Source organism: Acetobacter oryzifermentans, from assembly GCF_001628715.1.
Taxonomy (GTDB): Bacteria; Pseudomonadota; Alphaproteobacteria; order Acetobacterales; family Acetobacteraceae; genus Acetobacter; species Acetobacter oryzifermentans.
The window spans coordinates 1,516,967-1,537,827 of record NZ_CP011120.1 but is presented as its reverse complement, the minus strand read 5'-3'; the positions used below and the strand labels follow the sequence as shown (position 1 = coordinate 1,537,827).

Sequence of the window (20,861 nt, the reverse complement as noted above, 5' to 3'; positions counted from 1 at the left end):
GGCATGATCCGTATCCGCCACACCGATGAAAGCCCGCATGAGGCCAGCGAGATCAATGTTACACCCTTTATTGACGTGATGCTGGTACTACTGGTGATTTTTATGGTTACAGCACCACTTACCACAGTGAATGTGCCAGTAGATCTACCATCCTCAACAGAAAAACCAACGCCACGCCCAGATGACCCGGTGTTTCTAACCGTAAAGGCCGATCATGGTCTGGCATTGGGTGAAGACGACATTGCTGCCGATGCCTTGCCAGGAGCGCTGGAAACAGCAACCAAGGGTAACAAAGACCAGCGCATTTTTCTGCGTGCAGATAAAACTGTTGATTACGGTACGCTCATGGGCGTGATGGATAAGCTGCGTTCGGCTGGTTATCTCAAGGTCGCGCTCGTCAACCTTCAGGGGCAGGAAGAAGGGAGCGAAGCAGGAAGCGCGGCTGTTTCTACTGGCAGTGTAAACGCAGCGGGAGCCGCGCCATGAGTGGAACTGCGGATATAACGCAGGCACCAGAAGGAGCTATTTCCTTTGCTGACTGGCAGCGCAGCCAGTTGCGCCAGACACAGCGAGATGATGCGCTGCGTTGGGGTTTTTCGTTGCTTGCCGTGCTTGCCGTAAGTGGCGGTGCTGTCTGGTGGATCATGCGCCTGCCACCACCGGCTGTAACGGTGCCTGAGCCTCCTCCGGCGGCCATTGCGATAGATATGGCGCCTGAACCGGTTTCAACACCCACACCGCCAACAGATGCCCCCATCGGCCCACAGCAGATCCAGTCCATTCCTGATCCGGCTCCGGTAGAGCCACCAAAGGTTACGGCTCCGCCATCGCCCGCGCCTAATCCACCGGTGCCAGTGCCCAAACCGAAAAAGCCGCGTAAAATCGTTAAAAAACACAAGCCGGTGCCGCATCTCAAAAAACCGATCCCGGATAAAACACCTCCAGCCGAGACAACAACTGCGCCGCCATCATCAGAAGCGCCTCCAGCGCCGGCACAGGCTGCGCCAGCACCCGGTGCGTCTTCTTCCAAGGCATCACATGATCCGGTGACATGGCAGGGCGCATTATTGGCGCAATTGGAGAAGTTTAAGCGCTATCCGTCGGATGCCATGGCTGATCATCAGGAGGGTGTCCCCACCGTAACGTTCTCCATGGATCGTAAGGGGCATGTGCTTTCAGTTACGCTGGCCAGTAGTTCTGGCCATGCGCTGCTTGATCAGGAGGCCGTGGCGTTGCCCAAGCGGGCTCAGCCATTGCCTATCCCACCAGATAGCGTGGCGGGAGACCCCATCACACTTACCGTACCCGTCGAATTTTATATCCATAGTGGCGAAAACTAAGGTTTTCCATCATTCCTTTTTCAGATCGTGACAGGATCAAAACCATGCTTGCATTTTCCGCATATCGCCGTTCTCCGCCCGCCTTGAAGCAGATCCGCCCCGGTATGGGGGCCAGCCGCAGCGCAGTGCGGCGTTTGGAAGAACGTTGCGAAGATGTTGGCATTAGGATGACTGATCTGCGCCGAGTGCTTCTACATGGTGTGCTAGAGGTTGAGCCACATGCTACGGTGGTAGAAATATGGAAAGCGCTTAGCGTAATGACAAACGGTCACGCGCCTTCTCAGGGTTCTATCCAGCGTAATCTGAATTTGTTGGTAGCGCGTGATATCCTGCGTCGGGATGTTACGCCCGACCGACTGTGGCGCTACAGCGTGGCCCCGGAACCGAAGGTTCTACCATCTGTTCTTTTTATTGAAGTCGGAACAGGGCGGAAAATTCCGTGTAATGCGCCAGAAGTTGTTATTTTACTGCGTCGGGTAGCGGCTGAACACGGGTTGGCAGTGCAGGGGGCTTCTATCACCGTAACACCTTCTGTCGGGCATGACATAGAAGCCCGATAGTAATGTATTTAAGAGATTTTATCATATCTACAATAGTTAACACTGGCCGCGCGAGGTAAAGGCGTTGGCCAGTTTTTTCATTGGTTGATTCCATTTGCAGGCTTATAGTATATTTTTAGCGTTGTAATATTTAAAGTCTGTAGCGTTATTACAAAACAGTATCATACAAAAGTTTAAAGTTGAGAACCAGAATAATAGCAGCCACAACCCAAGCTAAGATGGTTGTTTTGCGAGAGATGACAAGCTCTCCCATTTTCTGGCGGTCAGATACAAATAGAATTAAAGGAATAACGGCAAAAGGAAGCTGCATGGATAGGATAACCTGGCTTAGCATCAGCAGTTCCCCCACACCCTTATTCCCGTAAAGGGCTGTCACTACTATGACAGGCATAATGGCAAGGCCGCGAGTGAGGAGCCGTTGCATCCAATGCGGTATTTTTAACCGTAAAAAGCCTTCCATAATAATTTGTCCAGCTAATGTGCCGGTTACAGTTGAATTGGTGCCGGCAGCTAAAAGAGCAACCGCAAACAGGGTTGATGCAATACCCAAGCCAAGAACGGGAGAGAGCAGGCGGTAGGCATCCTCTATTTCCGCAACATTCTGGTGCCCAGTTGTGTGGAAGGCCGCTGCGGCAACGATGAGAATGGCAGCATTAATAAACAGGGCCAACACAAGGGCAATTGTACTATCCCATGTGGCCCACCGAATAGCTTCTCTGCGGCCAGATAATGTGTGCTCGAATGCGCGTGTCTGCACGATAGATGAATGCAGATACAAGTTATGCGGCATAACCGTAGCGCCAATAATGCCGATTGCAATGTAAAGCATCTGGCTATTGGTTATAATTTTGGGAGAGGGAATAAAGCCTTTAAGCACGTCAGCAACAGGCGGAGCTGCGGCCATAATCTGCACACCAAAACAGATGGCAATAATGCTGAGCAATGCAATAACAAACGCTTCTAGATACCGGAATCCTCGGTTCATTAAAAAGAGTACGAGAAAGGCATCAAGAACCGAAATAATTGCCCCGCCTAAAAGCGGAATACCAAATAAAAGCTGAAGCGCTACGGCTGTGCCAATTACCTCAGCCAGATCACATGCAATAATGGCAAGTTCGCAAGCCAGCCAAAGAGCAATATTGATGGCAGGCGGAAAATGATCTCGACACGCCTGAGCCAGATCGCGGCCCGTTGCAATGCCCAGTCTGGCAGACAGAGCTTGAAGAAGAATAGCCATCAGGTTTGAAAGCATGATGACGGCCAGCAGCCTATAACCAAACTGGGCGCCACCTTGTAAATCAGTCGCCCAGTTTCCGGGGTCCATATACCCTACGGAAACCATGTAACCTGGCCCCACAAAAGCCAGAAAACGCTTGAACCACGATTTACCAGCCGCAGGCAATTTAATGCTGGCAAAAGATTCCGGCAAACTTTTGCTGCCTGCTTCTGTCGTTTTAGCAAAACGCCATGCAGATTTTTGGGCAGACAACGGTGGGGCAGGGGCTTGCGAGTCTTGGGACATAAATCCAGACTAAACTGTACCTGATTAAATATGCAATATGCTATATTACAAAGCATAAGGCAACTTTTAGTTGCTGTGCATTTGCATGATATCTAATGCAAGATATTCCTGTTGGAATACTTTATACTTAACAGAATAATCTTAGCGGTATGGAGCCAACACAGCCCTACGGATTGGTTGGAAAGTGGGAATGCAGCAAACTTTTGATACAGCAGATACTCTCCCTGATGCACAAACACATTCAGAAGGGTTCCGTATCAGCCGTGTAGCGCGGCAGCATGCGCTTATTGAAGATTATGTAGAACTTATTGCAGATCTTCTGGATGAAGGGCAGGAGGCCCGGCAGGTTGATCTGGCAACTCGGCTGGGGGTTTCTCAGCCAACAGTCGCCAAAATGTTGATACGCCTTGGTGACGAAGGGCTGGTTGCTCGCAAACCTTATCGCGGTATTTTTCTAACACCCGAGGGGCGCGAAATGGCAGAAAAAGTCCGCGCACGACATCGTATTGTTGAAGCGTTTCTTCTGGCTCTTGGTGTAAGCCCGTGCAATGCACGCATTGATGCAGAAGGGTTGGAACATTATGTGGGAGCGGAAACACTAAAAGCGTTTCAGCTCGCCATGGATGCTGGTTTGGGTGATTTTATGCAAAATGCCAGAAAAGAATAAGGCAATAAAAATCTGGTGAAATGTTTTTCCTATAAAGTAGATATCATACCGGAGTCCGATCAATTATTGCAGCACATGCCATCTAGGAGCACGCCAAGCGTAGCCTGAACGGGATCTGCCCCAACCTTTTCTTCAAGAAGTTGGCTACTCATCGCCGGAACTGAACATCAGATGGTAAAGAGCGGGGTTGCAGAGTGCAAACTCTATACAAGCCCGCGCTCTGGCCACGAATTGTTTGCGTGCAGAAGATTGGTTTAAGGATATGGCACCCACTATGGTTTCTCCAAGCCGGATAAAACCGATCCGGGCCGGTTCCCGTAGGAGCATATCACGGGAAGGATGGCTTTATCACTATGCAGCCTCATGGTTTTGTCTAGAAAATGATATTGATTCTCATTCTCTATTGTGAAAGGGTGGGTACGATTTGATGCGCACGACCGCGCCGCGTTTGTGAAAAATGTTGGATTTGAAGACATTTTGTAGTGTGGAGGGGCAATGTTTATCGTCATGAACCGTTTTAAAGCCCGCAGGCTTGAGCGGAAGGCTGTGTTGAGCGCCGTGCATCAAAATATGGAGCAGGCAGCCTGATGAAAAACCATTGGTTAGCAAATAAGCATCGTGATCAGATTGCAGCCACACCATTGCTGTCTCGCCGTTCTTTGGGCGCCATGCTGGCTTTTGGAATGGCCTCAACCTGCATGCCGCAGGCCGGGTTGGCACAAGATGTAACGCATGAGGTTACACCTCGTATTGTTACAGATTGCCGAGGCCGACGCATTACACTCCACGGCGCAACAAGAATAGCCAGCATTGGTGGCACTATAACCGAAACACTGTACGCATTAGGCCGCTCAAGTGCGATTTTGGCGGTGGATCAAACTTCCACATGGCCAGAAGTAGCGCGAAAAGAGAAAAAAGATCTGGGTTACATGCGTGCCATCTCGTCTGAAGGGGTTTTGTCCCTACGGCCGGATCTTGTGCTGACCATGAACGATGCAGGGCCGCCCGCAGCTATGGATCAGCTTGTGGCATCAGGTGTTCCTGTCGTGTTTGTAGATGCCACCCCATCTTCTGAAGCAATTGAACAGCGCACCCGTTTTTTAGCTGATATTGTTGGGGCTCAACCGGCAGGTGAGCAGTTGTGCAGCACTATTGCCGAGCAGTTCCGGCAGTTGAATGCATGGCGCACCGTGCATACAGAAAAGCCGCGTGTCTTGTTTGTCATGCGCATGACAAATAACCGCCCTATGGCAGCAGGTAAAGGAACGGCAGCAGATGCCATGATCCGCCTTGCCGGAGGTGTTAACGCCGGTGCTGATATGCAAGGTTACAAGATTGTGGATCAGGAAAATCTTGTAGCCCTTCGGCCAGACATTATTCTGCTCATGGATCAAACAGCAACCACTCTCCGTTCAGCTTTACAGGCAGATCCCGGCTTCAAGCTTACTCCAGCAGGGCGTAACAATGCTTTTGTGAGCATGGAAGGAGAGCGCCTGCTAGGCTTTGGCCCCCGTACGCCTCAGGCTGCTTTAGACCTTGCCAGAATGATGGCGGCGGTGAGTCACCCTGCATGATGATGCGGCGACATGTTGTTCTGTTGCTGTGTGCCTTGTTGCCATTATTAATGCTGGTTATGGCAGTTTCTCTCAACGTTGGGGCAACAGGCGTACACCTTACGGCATTGTGGCCTGGTGGTACACAGGCAGATAGCTTTGCAGACCGGGTTGTTCTGACTCAGATCCGCGGCCCTCGTGTTGTTATGGCCGGGCTTACAGGGGCGGCTTTGGCCGTGGCCGGTGCTGTTATGCAAGGGCTTTTTAGAAATCCGTTGGCGGACCCCGGGTTGATTGGCGTGTCCTCAGGGGCGGCTTTGGCTACGGCCTGCATGATTGTATTGGGCGGAGCATGGCTGGATTTAGGGGGTGGGGGCGTGCATGCGGTAATCATGAGCACGGCATGGGCCGTTCCCGCCGCGGGTATGTTGGGTAGTTTTGTTGCCGCATGTTTGCTTTATATGTTTGCAACGCGTGGCGGTGCTACATCTGTGAGCATGATCCTGCTAGCAGGAGTGGCGTTCAGCGCGTTTTCTGGTGCGTTAACCGGCATCCTTATCTTCCGCGCGAATGACACGGCATTACGTGATCTAACTTTTTGGACGATGGGCAGTTTTGCGGGGGCAACATGGCCACGCATAGGCTTGTTATGTCCTTTCCTGTTGGTGGCTGCGTGGGTAACAGCGCGTCTGGCTATGCCTCTGAACGCCCTGTTACTGGGAGAGAATGATGCAAGGCTGATGGGGTATCCTGTGGAGCGTATCAAACGATGCGCTATGTTCTCGGTTGCCTGCGCTGTTGGCCCTACGGTTTCTTTTGTTGGGGCCATTGGGTTTGTAGGCGTTGTGGTTCCCCATTTGGTGCGGTTGATGACAGGGCCAGATCATCGGCTGGTACTGCCGGGAAGTGCCTTGTTAGGGGCAATTCTGTTGATAGCGGCAGATACGTTGGCGCGCGTTATTGCCATGCCCGCAGATGTGCCTGTGGGAATTGTAACAGCGGTTTTAGGTACACCAGTTTTTGTCTGGCTGCTAACACGCACTCATGACAGGGAAAAACTGGCATGAAGCTTTCCTTGCGTAATGCGGGCTGGCGTGTTCGTGGCAAAGATATTGTGCATGGAGCCTCTCTAGACTTCGCGCCTGGTCAGCTAACGGCCATTATCGGGCCAAATGGCGCTGGTAAAAGCACATTGCTGCGCCTTGTTAGCGGTTTATTGCCCGCAACCAGTGGTGATGTGCAGCTTGATGATGTTCCTATAACCACATTTTCGTCTGCTCGGCTGGCGGCCAGCCGGGCTATGTTAATGCAGGACTTTCCGTTGCGGGCTCAGTTCACGCTGCGTGAGTTGGTGGCAATGGGCGGGCAAATTTCTGCTCCATTCATGAGCGCTCCAGTCCGTTTTGAGCTTGCCGGAAAGTTGCTTGAACGGGTTGGATTGGCTGCTTTTGCTGAGCGCGATGTTATGGATCTGTCCGGAGGGGAGCGGCAGCGTGTTCATCTGGCGCGGGTTCTGATGCAACTGGAGGCTGCCGTGCATGGCACGGACTGCCCCCCAGGTTTTTTGCTGCTGGATGAGCCGATCTCGGCTCAGGATTTGTCTCGGCAGCATCTGGTTCTTAATCTTGCGCGCGCCCATGCCACAAGTGGCGGTGGTGTGGTGTTGGTTATTCATGATCTGAATTGGGCCGCTGCCTGCGCAGACCGCATTGTGGTGATGCACGAGGGAAGCATTTATGCGCAGGGGGCACCGGAGCAGGTTTTAACCAACGCGTTGGCCAGCCATGTGTTTGGGCTGGAAGAAGGGCGGGTGCGCATGCACGTAGGTAGCGGCAAGCCCTACGTTTTGCCACATGATATGATTTACCAATAATAGTTACAGGAAAGGATCAGGATATGTCTCAATATATCGCCATGAACCGTTTTTTGGTGGCACCGGGAAATGAAGATGCCTTCCAGAAGCGTTGGCTGGAACGTGAGGTTTTATTAAAGACTGTTCCAGGCTTTGTTAGTTTCCAGTTTTTAAAAGGCCCAGAAAAGGATGGAGGTAGGCTTTACGCTTCTCACACGGTATGGGATTCATACGATGCATTTGTAGACTGGACACAGTCTGAGCAGTTTCGGCAGGCACATGCAGGTGCGGGGCAGGGCCGTGCGCTAACTGCCGGGCCTCCTGTGTTTGAAGGATTCAGCGTATTGCAGGATGTGACAGTCTGATATCCTTTATCTGCCATCTTATAGTAACTTTATGACCTGAAATTCCTTTGGATTTCAGGTCATTTTTATTTCTTCAGAAAATCAGTTTGATGTGCTGATAAGCGTGTCAGACGTTATCATATAGTTTTTCACGCGCATAAAACCAGACTTAGCCCCGGCTGTAGCTAGAACTGGGTCAAACCCTGCAAGGTCAATAGCGCTTTTAAATGCATTCCAGGATGGGCCTCGGCCGCCAGGGTCTGCGGCAAGATGGCGTCCGCCAAAGTTTTCGGTAAAGCCCAGTTTTTCAACCAGTTTTGTTAAAAAATTTGCACCAAGTTTCGAACCTTCTGCCACGTATAGCCAGCCTACGGCGGTTGAAGCATCTTGGATACATATAGAAGAGCCCGCTTCAGGAAAGGGTAGGTTAAGATCTCGCATATCCTGACAAACTTGTGCAAAGCGGTTTCTGGTAGCCAGATCAGGAATGATCTCTAGCAGTTGGTCATGCTTGTACAGATCATTGATATCCCGATGGAATAAATACTGAAGTTGCACAAAACTTTTGTATTTCTCGGCGCTGGAGAACAGACCATGCGCCATGATGCTTTTGTCCAGATCTTCATGGAGCGTGTGGGTTGCGTCTTTAAGGCGGAGAGAAAGTGAAAGGGGATCGGACATGTTGGTCATGTTATTGGCCTTTACGACATAAACGCATGCAGAGAGATGCGCATGTGTGACTTATTTAACGCAAATGATAATCATGTGCAATAAGAGCTTGATGGGGGACCGCTCCCTGTGCATCATAAAATAATAATGATTCTCATTATTAACAATGTGGATGTACAATGATAACGCAACCTTTTTTCTACCGGGTTATGCGTTACCGGATGCTGGCAACAACAGCTCTGGCATATGCTTGTGTAACACCGGCTTTTGCCGCCACAACAGAATCTGCTTCCCCCAAGGCAGAAACTGCCGCGCAGGCGCATGCTGGTAAAAATACCAATAAACCTGGTGCAGTTTCTCCCCAGACAGTTATTCTGGGTCCGGTAAAGGTAAGTGGAACAACAGACATTCTGGATTCCATGAAGTTTAATCCAGATAAGGATCACAGCGCAGTAGGTAAAGCCGGTGTGCTAACAACCACAACAACCCTCAAAACATTGCGTGACCGTCAGATAGATAGCTTGGAAGACTATGCACGCCGAATAGATGCCTCGGTTAACTATAGTAATGGTAATTCCAGTATCAACATTCGTGGTCTGGACCAAAACCGAATTCTCACCACCATAGATGGCGTGCGTATGCCATGGGCAAACGATGGGGCCTATGCTGGTTCTTTCAATTCTGCTCAAGGGGGTGTTAACAATTTCGATTTCAATTCCCTTGGTGCAATAGACGTTGTTAAAAGCGCAGATTCCAGCTTTTTTGGTACGGGCGCGCTGGGTGGTGTTATTGCATTGCGCACGCTGGACCCAGAGGATTTGCTTAAACCCGGCAAAACCTTTGGGGGGCTCACCAAACTTACCTATAATGGGGCAAGTGAAGCCGCATTGCTTAATCAGGCGTTTGCTGCACGCTATAAAAACACAGTATTTTTGCTTCAGGGTGGCTATCAGGACGGAAGCGAAACTGGAAACCGAGGCGATACTTACGGGTATGGGCGAACACGTACTGCAAAAGACCCAGCATCGTATGAGCAAGGTAGTTTTCTTGGTAAAGTCAGGCACTATTTTGCTGGTGGCCATAGAATAGGCCTAACTGGCGAATGGTTTGACCGAAATTATAATGAACGCACCAGAACATCAGAAACAACGGCAACAAATGTCTATCGCACACGCAGCGAGAACCAACGCTCGCGCGTATCTGCCAATTATGATTATCAGGCGAGCAGCCCAACAGACTTGTTTAGCGAAGCGCATTTTCTGGCGTATTGGCAAAGTATTCAGACTGATACGGATATTACAAACAATGATCCAACCCGACCGACAGCCTATGTGCACCAGCATCTCACATTGCCTGTGGAATCCTACGGCGTAACGGGTTCAGCCACAAACAACATCTTCACTGGTCCGTTGCATCATGCCCTCACTTACGGAGGAGAGGTCTTTCTAACAGATACCTACCAGACCCAAACTGGCCAGCGTGCTCTGTCAAATGCTTATACTCATGATAATTTTTCGGATATGCCTAAAGTACACGGTACGGATATGGGGGCGATTGTACAAGACCGCATTGGCATTGGCCGTGGTGAGTGGCTGCATATTACGCCGGGTTTCCGGTTTGATTATTTCCAGCGAGACACACACAATACGGCTTCCTATATGGCCAATGCTGGTTATGCGGGGCTACCGCACGGTGCGCATGGGTCTCATTTTTCGCCAAAAATTCTAGTAGAAGCGCGCATTGCCAAAGATGTTATTCTATATGGACAGTATGCCGAGGCATACCGCGCACCCTCTGCAACCGAGGAATATTTAAACTACAGCACTCCACCAGTGTATCAGGTTGTTGGCAACCCAGATCTTAAGCCTGAAAGTAGCCGAGGGTGGGAAGTTGGCATGAAATATGGAAATTCAGAACGAGGTGCCAAGCTTTCTTTCTACGATAACCACTACCATAACTTTATAGATATGATGGGTATAAGCGGCTGTACTGGCTATATGCTCTGCTATGGCTATACCAATTTGGCACATGTGCGTATTTATGGGGTGGAAGCCAGCGGAAACTGGGCATTTGATGATCACTGGCACGTATGGGGGTCACTGGCTTATGCAGATGGCCGTGACCAGAATATGAACTTCCACCTAAGCTCGGTTTCGCCTTTCCGTGGAATTATCGGTTTTGGGTATAAAACACAACGCTGGGGCGCAGATCTGTCGGGCACGTTTGCTTCGGGGCGTGACAATGCCAAGTATCTGACTTCAACCGGCGCATTAACCAACCAGTGGAAAACACCCGGATATGTTATTTTTGATCTGAATGGTTGGTATAGCCCATCATTTTACAAACCTTTGCGTATTCAGGCTGGAATGTACAATATTTTTGATAAAGCATATTATAATGCGGCGTCACTTCCTTATGGTCAGTCATCCAGCTCCCTTTCCGAGCGCTACTACACTCAGCCTGGGCGATCCTTCAAAGTAACGGCCCGAATTGAATTCTAAAATTTTGTTATTATAAAAATCAAAACCATTCTACTTAGGAAGATGAGGTTAAAAATTGACGGGTATCCTTCATCCATAACATGGAAGGTTCTCAAAACCTCTTGGTTTTTCTAACCTTCCAGCTCATGGCATTTACTCATCCATATTGGTTTCTTTTGAAGGGTTCCATCTTCCTTCAAAAGAAACTGTGCTGAGAGAATTCCGGCCAGAGGGAACCTCACGTTTTTGCATATCTTGCGGTAGAGTTTCTAATTTCCCCTGTCGACCAAGAATAATGGCTGCATGCAGTTCGTATTCTTCTGGTAATTCCAAACCAGCATGGGCCAAAGCGTGGTCAAAACCACTTATGGGGTGCGTTGCCCAGCCGTTATGCGCTGCTTGAATTTGTATCAGAACAGCGGCGGCACCTGTATCAAATGCATGGGTTGGCAGCGGAGAGGGCTCTCCTGTGCGGTTTGAGAGTGTTATGGTTTGAGATGCCACATAAATGATGGCCGATGCATTTTCTGCCCATGACTGATTAAATGGTATGAGCCATGATAAAAAGCGCTCCCATTCTGCCGTGCCGCGTCGTGCGTAAATAAAGCGCCAAGGCTGTATGTTATAGGCAGAAGGGGCCCATCGTCCAGCATCTATAAGCGCAAGCAACTCTTCTTGACTAATAGCTTCTGGCTGGAATGCTCGTGGAGACCAACGGTTAAGAATGGCGGGGAGCACAGAAGAATTAGGAGCACGATCGGGCGCTGTTGTCATGATTTTTCCAGTAGCAAGAAATGTTTCTGAATTTATGAAAGAGCCTTCTGGCCCGCAATTCGCCTGAGTAATTCTGCATGTGGTGCATGAATACGCCCACATAGCGCATCGCGATGAGCACGCTCTAACGGGTTATGGGCCGATAACCCAGCATTACCTGCCAAGCCAAGTAAAGCGGATGTAAAGTCAGCCGCAGCATCAACAACACGCGTCTTTATAACCGCGGCATGGGCCTTCAGTTCATGGGGTGGGCGCATAGCTTCTACATCTGTGGCGTAAAGCCGTAACAGCATGGCATCCATGTGCAATGTAATGGTAAATCCACCTACTGCATCGCGCATTGAAGGTAATGTTGCCAGCGGCGCTCCTAGATTGGATGGAACACGGTTTTTCAGGAACTCACAAAACCATGCCAGAGCAGATGTTGCGATGCCATTATACAAAGCACCCAAGAGGCCAGTATTCCATATAACGAGGGTATTGCGCCCTGCGGGGGGTGTATCAGGCGCATAAAGTTCCAGAGCAGCATCAGGGGGCAGGGTAACATCTGTAAACGTGATTTCATGGCTATTGCTGGCACGCATACCGATGTGATCCCAGTTTTCAAGAACATGGATACCATCTGCCTTGGCGGGCACAATAAATGTGCCAACCTGCGCAGGATCATCACTCGTGCGGGCGCGTACCAAAAGCCAAGATAAACCGGGAATGCCTGTTACATATGCCTTGCGCCCAGTTAAAATCCATCCGGTTGTTGTACGAGTGGCAACTGTGCTGGGCAGTCCACCCTGAGATATAGACCCAAGATCTGGTTCCGCTAGCAGGATGTTCAGTAATTGATCATGTTGTTCATCTTCTATCCAGCAGGCCGTGTTGCCAGATCCAAATTCATGATGAGCAATGGCGGCACGCACCATGTAATGATTGACCATAACCAACGCCGTAGAAGCATCACCCTGAGCAATCTGTCCAACAATATCCTGCACAACGCCTAGAGTGAATGGAGTAGGGCGCTGTGGTGTAGATATACGTAAAGACAGCAGCCCTGCCTGACGTAGATCATCAATATTTTCCTGAGCAAAAACTCCAGTGCGATCATGATGAGCTGCCCGTGCGGCAAACTGCTGTTTGAGATGCGTGGCTGCATCAATGGCATCGTGCTCGGTCTGTAGATCAATCGGCATGGAATATATATTTCACCATTTTCATAAGGTGGTAATGATATACAACATTTATGACGTGAATATATATGTCAATGAGAGAATTTTGGCTCGGAAATGTTATAAACCGATCAGATCAACTTCGATTCACAGAAAGAGGGCATTTTAAAACCTATATTAGGCGCTTATTTGCGTATGTTATCAAAAAGTGTTCCTTCCATAATGCACTATAAAAATTTGTTGTTTATATAAGAATATATTTTTTAAAAACAACATAATAACAAAAATTAGAAAGCAATTTTTGGTAGAAAATTCATTGTTTCAAGCCTAAAAACACATATAAAACTATATATAATAGTGATAATTTTATTGACTCATTTTTTGTGGTCGTTAGCGTGTTGGTGTGCGGAATACGCATTTGGAGTAGTTATTATATAATAAGCAACGAGGTCGTAATGACATATCAAGTACGTTCCTCTCAGGGTTTTTCTCCACGGATTGATGACATCAACCTGCGCCACTACCACACGTTTGAAACAGCGCGTGACGTTATTGGCCTGATAACGACGACTGTGCAGCAGCGTGGCCGTTATCGCGCACCTTACGCACTCAAGGCTCCGGCTGAACCGCTTGTCCCCCAAGAAACATTTTTCAAGGTATCCTAATCATGTCCTTCGCAGTTCCTGATAAGATCAATGTGCTCTGGTTCCTGCCCACTCATGGGGACAGTCGCTATTTGGGTACACAAAAAGGCGGCAGACCAGTTGATTTGCCCTACTTACAGCAAATTGCAAAAGCGGCTGATACACTAGGGTATTATGGTGTTTTAATCCCAACCGGGCAGAGTTGCGAAGATAGTTGGGTTGTGGCCTCAGCTTTGGCGCCCATTACAGAACAATTGCGTTACCTGATAGCCGTAAGACCCGGCTTGTTATCTCCCACTTTGGCTGCACGCATGACCGCAACGCTGGACCGTTTTTCTAACGGGCGGTTGCTGATCAATATTGTAACAGGTGGTAATCCGGCTGAAAATGCGGGGGATGGGCTATTTGCCGATCATGCCACACGATATGAAATCACAGATGAATTTCTTGATATCTTCCGTGCCCTGCTACGTGGTGAGAATGTTAATTTTGGAGGAAAACACTTTACAATAAAAGATGGTCGTCTGCTGTTTCCTGCATATCAGCATAATGGTCCATCTTTGTATTTTGGCGGGTCATCAGAAGCAGCCACGCATGTCGCTGCCAAATCAATCGACAAATATTTGACATGGGGTGAGCCTCCGGCACAGGTGGCCGAAAAAATCAGCCATGTGCGCAAATTAGCGCATGCACAGGGGCGAGAGGTCTCCTTTGGTATTCGCTTGCATGTTATCGTGCGCGAAACGGCAGAAGAAGCATGGCACGAGGCTGACCGCCTGATCAGTCATTTGGATGATGCGACAATTGCAAAAGCTCAGAAAGTTTTTGCTCGGATGGATTCCGTAGGTCAGGCGCGTATGAGCGCACTGCACGGGGGGCGTCGTGACAAACTGGAAATCAGCCCCAACTTATGGGCGGGTGTGGGGCTTGTGCGTGGCGGGGCAGGAACTGCCTTGGTAGGAGACCCGGATACTGTAGCCGAGCGTATTGATGAATACCGTAGGCTCGGTATCGATACATTCATTTTCTCTGGCTACCCGCATCTGGAGGAAGTTTATCGGTTTGGTGAACTCGTGTTGCCCAATCTGCCAACCGCACACTCTGTGCATGGCAAGGCGAGCCTGAACAACATGGGGCCTTTTGGTGAAACCGTTGCGGGTGATCACCGCCCAACCCGTGCAGCCTGATTGCCGGGCGGCTATCATGAGTAATGCTGTTTCAGAATGATGGCTCGTCTTGATTGATATTTATCTGGCGTGCTGCTTGCAAAGCTTCAGCAAAGCGCGTGCGTGTTGCTTGCCCCATTCGGCTCATGCCGCAGGCATCGCGCATACGCGTAATGGCTTCATCATCCGGGCAATCAATCGCAATGGCGCGACAGGCAAGATCCACAAGAGCGGGCAGGGGTACCTTGGCAGGATCTACATTTTTTTCTGAAGCGCATGAAGCCAAAGGCAGGCGTGCAGAAACAGGCAGGCGCTCTGACCACAGGAATACGCCAACATTTTCTTCTGTGCGGCCAAGTGATGAAGGAACAGCGCGCTGAATACGCTCTCGGATATCTCTGTTCACCCGTGCAAAGCCATGATCGCGCGAGAGTGTCTGGATCAGCACATCTTCACGTATAACGCCTGCTTCATCCACACTCTGATGAATCAGTTGTGTTAAGGTTGGAAGATAATCTTCCTGATTAAAGCGTGAGGGATCAATAACTGGTTTCTCGGTTGTTGGTGCAACACTCTCAGCCGGAGCCTTGGCGTAAAGGGGTTCCGTTGGTGGTGCAGATATTGCCAACACTTCGGGGGCTGAGGTTTGTGGGGGTGGCTCTATTTGTTGTGTACCCAACGGAGGAGCTGAAATTTCCTCTATTTGGGGGACAATTTCATTCAGGCTTGCAGCAGCCATTGCGGCATCGTGTTCTGCTTGTTCAGCGCGTTTTTTACGGGTTTCTTCCAAAAAGCCGTTCAAGGCACGGTCAATCCGTTCTACTTCACGCGGCGCATTGGTCCACCAGTCTGTAGACCAAATGCGCAGGATATTCCAACCAAGGTTTTCCAGCACGGCCTGCCGCAATCTATCCCGATCACGCGCAGTGGCGCTTCGGTGGTAGGTGGCACCATCACATTCAATACCAGCCAGAAATGCGGTGGGAAGATCAGGATCAATCACACCCAGATCAATACGGAAGCCGGATACACCCACTTGCGTTGTAACATTCCAGCCTTTGGTGCGCAGCATGGTTGCAACTTCAACTTCAAATACACTGTCATAACCGCCTACGGAACCTTCATGTGCACCTGCCAGTGCTGTTGCACCGCGTTCAGCAAATAGCAGAAAACGGCGCAGATCACGCACACCTGCGGCACGCGTCCGCTCAATTGCAATCTGATCGCCACGGAGTGACCCGAACACAATCAACTGCTCTCTGGCGCGGGTGATGGCAACATTCAGGCGCCGTTCACCACCATCTCGGTTAAGCGGCCCAAAATTCATGGAGATCTTGCCCGTAACATCCGGCCCATACGTTAGAGAGAACAGCATAACATCGCGCTCTTCACCTTGAATATTTTCCAGATTTTTTACAAGCAGAGGCTCTGGTGCCGCATCACCTGTAAATCTTTCAAGGCTGGGATCTTTGCGAATTTCTGCTTCCAGAAGATCCACAATAAGTTTTTGCTGTTCACCATTAAAGGTTACAATACCAACCGAACGTTCACGCCCATCACGCATAATCTTTACTGCTTCCGCAACGACCATACGTGCTTCTACGGGATTGGTGTGAGACCCGTTGCGTCCGGGTTCGTAAACACCTTTGGGCACAAAACGGAACGACACAGCCTGATCAGATGTAACAGGTGAGGGAAAGGTAACAAGGTTGCCGCTATAATATGTCTGGTTGGAAAAAGCGATCAGGCTTTCATGGCGGCTCCGATAATGCCATTCCAGACTAATGGCAGGAATACCAGCCCCAAGACATTCGTCCAGGATGGAATCAAGGTCTGTCATTTCATCGGATGTCGCAACATCGTCAGCAGCTCTGCCTGCCACAAAAAAGTCTGTTGGCGGAAGCTGCTTGGGGTCTCCCGCAACAATAACCTGTTTCCCCCGGCCAATAGCGCCAATGGCATCCCATGTTGCAATCTGGGATGCTTCATCAAAAATCACCAGATCGAAAGGTTCTGCATCTGTTGGCAGATATTGGGCAACTGAAAGCGGGCTCATCATCAGACATGGGGTTAATGTTCTCAGGGCGCTGGGCATTTTCTCTGCCAATTGGCGCACTGGAAGATGACGTGTCTTTTTTGCAATTTCGCGGGTTAATACTTTGTATTCGGGATCGTGCTGCCGCGCAGCTTCCCTGGGAATTTTTCCTGCCAAGCGTGCGCGTATCAACCGTACGGCAAGGTTTTTCAGTTTTTCATCAAGTTCACGAAAACGCAGGATACGGCCTTCATGAGTTGCCGCCACAAAACCGCTTAACAATGCGGAATTACTTACGGCATGCATGGTCCACCAGCGGGCGTAATTGGCCTCAAAAACAGAAAGAACATCTTCTGGCGTAACCAGACCGTGCTCAATTGCTGTCACCAGCGGTGTTAAGCCCAGTTGTGCTGCATGGTGGCAGGCACGTTGCCATGCACACCAATCTCGTAATTCACGCGCAGAGTTTTTCCAGTTTTGTAGTTTTTCCTGGATTTCGCTGAGCCAGTCAGCAGCTTTAGGGTTTACCAAGGTGCTGATATTACTGGCACTGCACTCGGCGAGTGTTTTTAGGGTTGCTTCTAGTGATGAAAAGGCAGCTCGATATTGCGTTATTACAGTATGAACACTGCCGCCCGATGCCAGCAGGTCTTGCCCTTCTGTCAATAAGGTTTTGAGATGAGCACGCGCTGAAAGAAGGGCGGCAGTATCTGTCATACACCCGGCAAGCTGGCTTCTGGCGCGTTGGCCCCATTCAAAAACAAGATTTATCTGATCGAAATCTGTATCAAGACCGCGCCATAGAGCACCAATATGTGCCTTGTGCGGTGCTTCCTCCAGCTTGCTGGCTATAGTCTTGCGTTCCACCAGCTTTTCCAGATCGCTTTCGCAATCTTCCGGCATCGCTATGGCATGATCATTCAACCGCTTGCGGATGGATTTTTGCCCCATGGAACGGGCTAAGAGCCATTTATCCTTTGTTGTCTGCCATTCAGCAAGAATGTCAGACACAGGCAGTGTGCCAACGCTTTCTTTCCAACGTGTATTCAGGTCTTCAGTCAAGGCGCGGTGTTGGGCAACATATTCTTTTTCAGCAAGCACCTGATCGCAAATGTTCTGAGCGGTATCTCCAAACGCCCAACCGGCTGCATGTGGCTGTAATAAATGTGCACATAGCGCATCAATCTGGCCAAGGCGCACAAACGATAAATTATCTGCCCCTAACGCAAGCGCCTTGACCACATCATGTGCCGCGTTGCGGAGCTTTCCCAAGGCTGCCAGTGTTCCATTGACTGTATCCAGCAACCGAGCCTCCCATAGCGGAGACCATTCTGTTTGCTCAAGCCCGGCTAATTGGGGCGATATAACAATATCACCAATACGGGCATACAGTGTGGCAAGATCTTCAGCGGCCTGCACGAGGTTGTCGTAATCTGTTTTTGAATGCGTATCAGCATTAAGCCACTCAAGAGGAACGCGTACGATTTTTTCTTCCTGCGCACGCAATGTCATGCCAATACCGCGGTAAGGCGTCCAGCCATTTCGGTATGGGGTGTGGAGCGCATGAACATAAGCATTCAGTTCAAGGCGCAATGCATCAAGCGCTTGTTTGGTGTGTGCGTATTCTTCTTGCTGAAAATCTTCCAACGCGGCTTGAGCAGATTGAAATTGCTGGAGCACACCCATTTTATTGGCTTTGGGCGAAAACAGATCTAGACAGAATTCAGCAATGCCCAGCTTTTCCAGCCGATTACGCACAACTTCCAGTGCCGTGCGTTTTTCGGCCACAAACAGCACGGTGCGGCCTTGTGCAAGGGTGTTGGCAATAATGTTGCCAATGGTCTGGCTTTTACCTGTTCCGGGTGGGCCAATCAGCACAAAATTTTCGCCCGCAGCCGCACGCGCAACAGCCTTGAGTTGTGATGAATCTGCTTCCATCGGGCAAACCAGATCGGCTTCAGCCAATGCTGTATCAAGATCCTGAGAAGCATCAAATCCGACGGGTGGTGTTGCACCCTCCTGTTCTGTTTCTTTGACACCATTTAACAGGCGGCTTGCAACATCATTGGTAGCGAGCTTGTCGCGCCGTTCAAGAAGGTCTTTCCACATTAAGAACTTTGAAAAACTTAATGTTGTCAGGCTAACGTGTTCACGAATTTCCCAGCCCGGAATATGGCGTAGATGAAGCCGGAACGCTTCGATAATTTTTGGCACATCCAGCCCCGAAGCATCTTCGGGAAGATTTTCATGCTCCAGTAGGGGGATGCGGATATCATAATCCGCTCGCAGCATTTCCAGCAGTGTTGTGTTTATGCGGGTTTCATCGCTATGCGCGCGTAGCGTAAAGGGAGATTTGATGCTGGCCCGTTCCAGAATAACCGGAACAAGAATGAGCGGCGCCAGATAAGGTTTACTCTTGTCCTGTGGTGTCCAAGCCAAAGCTCCTATGGTTAGAAAGAGCACGTTTGTGCCACCTTCCTGTTCGGCAGCTCTGGCTTGACGATAAATCTCGATAAGGGCGTTCTGAAGATTCTCTTTCTTGCGCGGAACAACAATCTCACGCCGCGTAAGAGCCTCTATAGCATAGGCGCGTGCGGTATCCTCATGATGGCGCCCTTGATGAAGCGCCTTGTTGCGGGGGTCTGCTTCATCCATCAGGTCTGGTGCGGAAATAAAGCGCAAAGGTTTGGCGTTACCGCCAGCACGCATGTCTGCCAGCATGTCTTCCAGCGCTGCTGGCTCTGGGCAATCAATTTCAATCTGCTGACGGTCAGACTTTGGTAGATTAAGCAGGCGGTTGCGTGCCGACATATCAAGAAGGCGATTGCACCAGCGCTGAACACGATCAGCCGGGCGATCTGGTAGCTGTTCTTCCTCCCGTTCTTCCCGTAGGGTAGGAGCAGCTTCAAAAAGCGGCTGTTCGGAAGCATCTTCCGAGGTTTCATCAAGATTTGTATCTGTATGAGAACCCGGCGTAGAAAGTGGGCGAATGCGGCGAAGACGTGCGCGATGCACATCGATAATTTCGCGGAATGCGTCCTCATCATCATCGCCGATATCACGCAGGTTGGCTTCTCCGCGCTCACAAGCCGTTGCAAAACCAGGTTTGCGGGCCGCCGTTACCAGCGTTGTTTCGAAAACCCGCAGGTCATCAAGTTTCAGCCGGTTACGTATGCCCGGAAGGTCTTGAACAATAGACGCCCCCGCATCCTGCTGAGAAAGCCAGAACCCTGCAAAGGCATGCCCTTTGGTAAGGACAATCAAGGGGCGCAGGCCTATGGCCTCAAGGCAGGCGGCAAATAGAACAGTGGTATCCAGACAGGTGGCAAGCCGTTCTTCATACACCTGAGAGGGGAGGCGAATGCGTTGCCCATGTTCTACAAACGATGCAGGAGGGTTGATATAGGTGATGTTTAACCCACAAATGGCACACCAAAGCGCCTGTGCCTGCGCCCATACTCTGGTTTTATCGCCCTGATACCCTTCCAGAGAAGGAGATTGCCCTGCCTGCCGTAAAATATCGGAAGCAGTGCGCAAAATACGGGCTATCGCAGGGTCATTCGGTAAAACAAATGCGGCAAGAATATCGGGAATACCACATAGGCCGCCCCACTCATTCCGTGCCAATACACGAACATCACGGGTGATTCTGGTTAATTCCTGCTCTCCGGCATGTGCGGTAACAGTTACTACGGCTTTGGATGCTTCAGTTTGGGCAGAGAGCAATGCCCCATCAAGCGTGATATCACGGTCATTCAGCACACGCAGTTCTTGGGGCCGAACCTGCTGCAACATCCATGAACGCGGCGTAAGAAACGGGGGTTCACTGCTGATGCTAACTTCAACAGTAGGATATTCGATATCGGTTTTGTTGTCGAAGGCAAGCTCTTCAAGAATGGGAACACTGTTTTCCCAAAGGCTTGCATTTACGGCTTCTTGTAGCGCGATTTGCAGTACAGGTGTTTCGGTAGGCTGGGGTTGATCGGTGTCTTCAGAAATCTGTTTATGCTCTGTATCCACCGAAAATTCCCCTTTATCTGCCATGTTCATGCGCTCAATAACACAACTCTCTATCGTATTATGACAAAGTTATGC

General features: G+C 49.9%; 16 protein-coding genes. 11 read left to right on the top strand and 5 right to left on the bottom strand.

Annotated elements, in window-relative coordinates:
• Window positions 1-3 precede the first annotated feature (3 nt).
• The 3 genes from exbD to WG31_RS07310 are packed head-to-tail and all read left to right on the top strand — an operon-like array spanning window position 4 to window position 1,900.
• The gene (gene exbD / locus WG31_RS07320) at window positions 4-486 is read left to right on the top strand and encodes a TonB system transport protein ExbD (RefSeq protein WP_006115523.1); all 483 of its coding nucleotides are present in this window, start codon (window positions 4-6) and stop codon (window positions 484-486) included.
• Window positions 483-1,340: an energy transducer TonB family protein gene (locus WG31_RS07315; RefSeq protein ID WP_063354099.1), complete on the top strand. Its 858-nt coding sequence runs from the start codon at window positions 483-485 to the stop codon at window positions 1,338-1,340. The genes exbD and WG31_RS07315 overlap by 4 nt, the downstream gene beginning before the upstream one ends.
• A gap of 44 nt (window positions 1,341-1,384) precedes the next feature.
• Window positions 1,385-1,900 (top strand): Fur family transcriptional regulator, encoded by a 516-nt coding sequence (locus tag WG31_RS07310; protein ID WP_006115521.1) that lies wholly within the window; start codon window positions 1,385-1,387, stop codon window positions 1,898-1,900.
• Window positions 1,901-2,048: 148 nt separating this feature from the next.
• Here the strand turns inward: WG31_RS07310 and WG31_RS07305 are convergent, their stop codons facing one another.
• A complete protein-coding gene (locus tag WG31_RS07305; protein ID WP_006115520.1) occupies window positions 2,049-3,422 on the bottom strand; it encodes an Nramp family divalent metal transporter in 1,374 nt (457 codons plus the stop codon).
• Window positions 3,423-3,612: 190 nt separating this feature from the next.
• On the opposite strand from WG31_RS07305, the gene mntR reads away from it, so the two are divergent.
• The 5 genes from mntR to WG31_RS07280 all read left to right on the top strand — a co-directional run bounded on the left by mntR (window position 3,613) and on the right by WG31_RS07280 (window position 7,859).
• Entirely contained in the window at window positions 3,613-4,089 is a 477-nt protein-coding gene (mntR, locus tag WG31_RS07300; protein ID WP_035353249.1) for a manganese-binding transcriptional regulator MntR, read from the top strand.
• A gap of 668 nt (window positions 4,090-4,757) precedes the next feature.
• Window positions 4,758-5,663, top strand: a complete 906-nt coding sequence (locus WG31_RS07295) for a heme/hemin ABC transporter substrate-binding protein (RefSeq protein WP_063354914.1) — start codon at window positions 4,758-4,760, stop codon at window positions 5,661-5,663.
• Window positions 5,660-6,709, top strand: a complete 1,050-nt coding sequence (locus tag WG31_RS07290) for a FecCD family ABC transporter permease (protein WP_063354098.1) — start codon at window positions 5,660-5,662, stop codon at window positions 6,707-6,709. Before WG31_RS07295 ends, WG31_RS07290 begins: the two co-directional genes overlap by 4 nt.
• Window positions 6,706-7,515: an ATP-binding cassette domain-containing protein gene (locus tag WG31_RS07285; RefSeq protein ID WP_063354097.1), complete on the top strand. Its 810-nt coding sequence runs from the start codon at window positions 6,706-6,708 to the stop codon at window positions 7,513-7,515. Before WG31_RS07290 ends, WG31_RS07285 begins: the two co-directional genes overlap by 4 nt.
• A gap of 23 nt (window positions 7,516-7,538) precedes the next feature.
• Window positions 7,539-7,859 carry an antibiotic biosynthesis monooxygenase family protein gene (locus WG31_RS07280; protein WP_063354096.1) on the top strand — a complete coding sequence of 107 codons (321 nt, stop codon included), beginning with the start codon at window positions 7,539-7,541 and terminating at the stop codon, window positions 7,857-7,859.
• Window positions 7,860-7,940: 81 nt separating this feature from the next.
• On the opposite strand, the gene WG31_RS07275 is transcribed toward WG31_RS07280, so the two are convergent.
• On the bottom strand, window positions 7,941-8,528 hold the full coding sequence (locus WG31_RS07275; RefSeq protein ID WP_063354095.1) for a biliverdin-producing heme oxygenase: 588 nt from the start codon (window positions 8,526-8,528) through the stop codon (window positions 7,941-7,943).
• A gap of 158 nt (window positions 8,529-8,686) precedes the next feature.
• Here WG31_RS07275 and WG31_RS07270 point away from each other — a divergent pair, with 158 nt between their 5' ends.
• Entirely contained in the window at window positions 8,687-11,008 is a 2,322-nt protein-coding gene (locus tag WG31_RS07270) for a TonB-dependent hemoglobin/transferrin/lactoferrin family receptor (protein ID WP_063354094.1), read from the top strand.
• Window positions 11,009-11,140: 132 nt separating this feature from the next.
• Here WG31_RS07270 and WG31_RS07265 read toward each other — a convergent pair whose 3' ends face one another.
• On the bottom strand, window positions 11,141-11,761 hold the full coding sequence (locus WG31_RS07265) for a nitroreductase family protein (RefSeq protein WP_063354093.1): 621 nt from the start codon (window positions 11,759-11,761) through the stop codon (window positions 11,141-11,143).
• Window positions 11,762-11,793: 32 nt separating this feature from the next.
• Window positions 11,794-12,945 (bottom strand): acyl-CoA dehydrogenase family protein, encoded by a 1,152-nt coding sequence (locus WG31_RS07260; RefSeq protein WP_063354092.1) that lies wholly within the window; start codon window positions 12,943-12,945, stop codon window positions 11,794-11,796.
• A 431-nt stretch (window positions 12,946-13,376) separates the two neighbouring features.
• On the opposite strand from WG31_RS07260, the gene WG31_RS07255 reads away from it, so the two are divergent.
• Window positions 13,377-13,586: a hypothetical protein gene (locus WG31_RS07255; protein ID WP_063354091.1), complete on the top strand. Its 210-nt coding sequence runs from the start codon at window positions 13,377-13,379 to the stop codon at window positions 13,584-13,586.
• 2 nt (window positions 13,587-13,588) lie between these two features.
• Window positions 13,589-14,752, top strand: coding sequence for an FMNH2-dependent alkanesulfonate monooxygenase (ssuD, locus tag WG31_RS07250; RefSeq protein ID WP_063354090.1), 1,164 nt, complete (start codon window positions 13,589-13,591; stop codon window positions 14,750-14,752).
• Between the two features lie 31 nt (window positions 14,753-14,783).
• Here the strand turns inward: ssuD and WG31_RS07245 are convergent, their stop codons facing one another.
• Complete coding sequence (locus WG31_RS07245; RefSeq protein WP_063354089.1) at window positions 14,784-20,810, bottom strand: DUF4011 domain-containing protein; 6,027 nt, start codon at window positions 20,808-20,810, stop codon at window positions 14,784-14,786.
• Window positions 20,811-20,861: the final 51 nt, after the last annotated feature.

Bases quoted from the DNA above. Each gene is read 5' to 3' on its own strand.
- exbD (WP_006115523.1), top strand. From the start codon at position 4: ATGATCCGTATCCGCCACACCGATGAAAGCCCGCATGAGGCCAGCGAG.
- WG31_RS07315 (WP_063354099.1), top strand. From the start codon at position 483: ATGAGTGGAACTGCGGATATAACGCAGGCACCAGAAGGAGCTATTTCC.
- WG31_RS07310 (WP_006115521.1), top strand. From the start codon at position 1,385: ATGCTTGCATTTTCCGCATATCGCCGTTCTCCGCCCGCCTTGAAGCAG.
- WG31_RS07305 (WP_006115520.1), bottom strand. From the start codon at position 3,422: ATGTCCCAAGACTCGCAAGCCCCTGCCCCACCGTTGTCTGCCCAAAAA.
- mntR (WP_035353249.1), top strand. From the start codon at position 3,613: ATGCAGCAAACTTTTGATACAGCAGATACTCTCCCTGATGCACAAACA.
- WG31_RS07295 (WP_063354914.1), top strand. From the start codon at position 4,758: ATGCTGGCTTTTGGAATGGCCTCAACCTGCATGCCGCAGGCCGGGTTG.
- WG31_RS07290 (WP_063354098.1), top strand. From the start codon at position 5,660: ATGATGATGCGGCGACATGTTGTTCTGTTGCTGTGTGCCTTGTTGCCA.
- WG31_RS07285 (WP_063354097.1), top strand. From the start codon at position 6,706: ATGAAGCTTTCCTTGCGTAATGCGGGCTGGCGTGTTCGTGGCAAAGAT.
- WG31_RS07280 (WP_063354096.1), top strand. From the start codon at position 7,539: ATGTCTCAATATATCGCCATGAACCGTTTTTTGGTGGCACCGGGAAAT.
- WG31_RS07275 (WP_063354095.1), bottom strand. From the start codon at position 8,528: ATGACCAACATGTCCGATCCCCTTTCACTTTCTCTCCGCCTTAAAGAC.
- WG31_RS07270 (WP_063354094.1), top strand. From the start codon at position 8,687: ATGATAACGCAACCTTTTTTCTACCGGGTTATGCGTTACCGGATGCTG.
- WG31_RS07265 (WP_063354093.1), bottom strand. From the start codon at position 11,761: ATGACAACAGCGCCCGATCGTGCTCCTAATTCTTCTGTGCTCCCCGCC.
- WG31_RS07260 (WP_063354092.1), bottom strand. From the start codon at position 12,945: ATGCCGATTGATCTACAGACCGAGCACGATGCCATTGATGCAGCCACG.
- WG31_RS07255 (WP_063354091.1), top strand. From the start codon at position 13,377: ATGACATATCAAGTACGTTCCTCTCAGGGTTTTTCTCCACGGATTGAT.
- ssuD (WP_063354090.1), top strand. From the start codon at position 13,589: ATGTCCTTCGCAGTTCCTGATAAGATCAATGTGCTCTGGTTCCTGCCC.
- WG31_RS07245 (WP_063354089.1), bottom strand. From the start codon at position 20,810: ATGGCAGATAAAGGGGAATTTTCGGTGGATACAGAGCATAAACAGATT.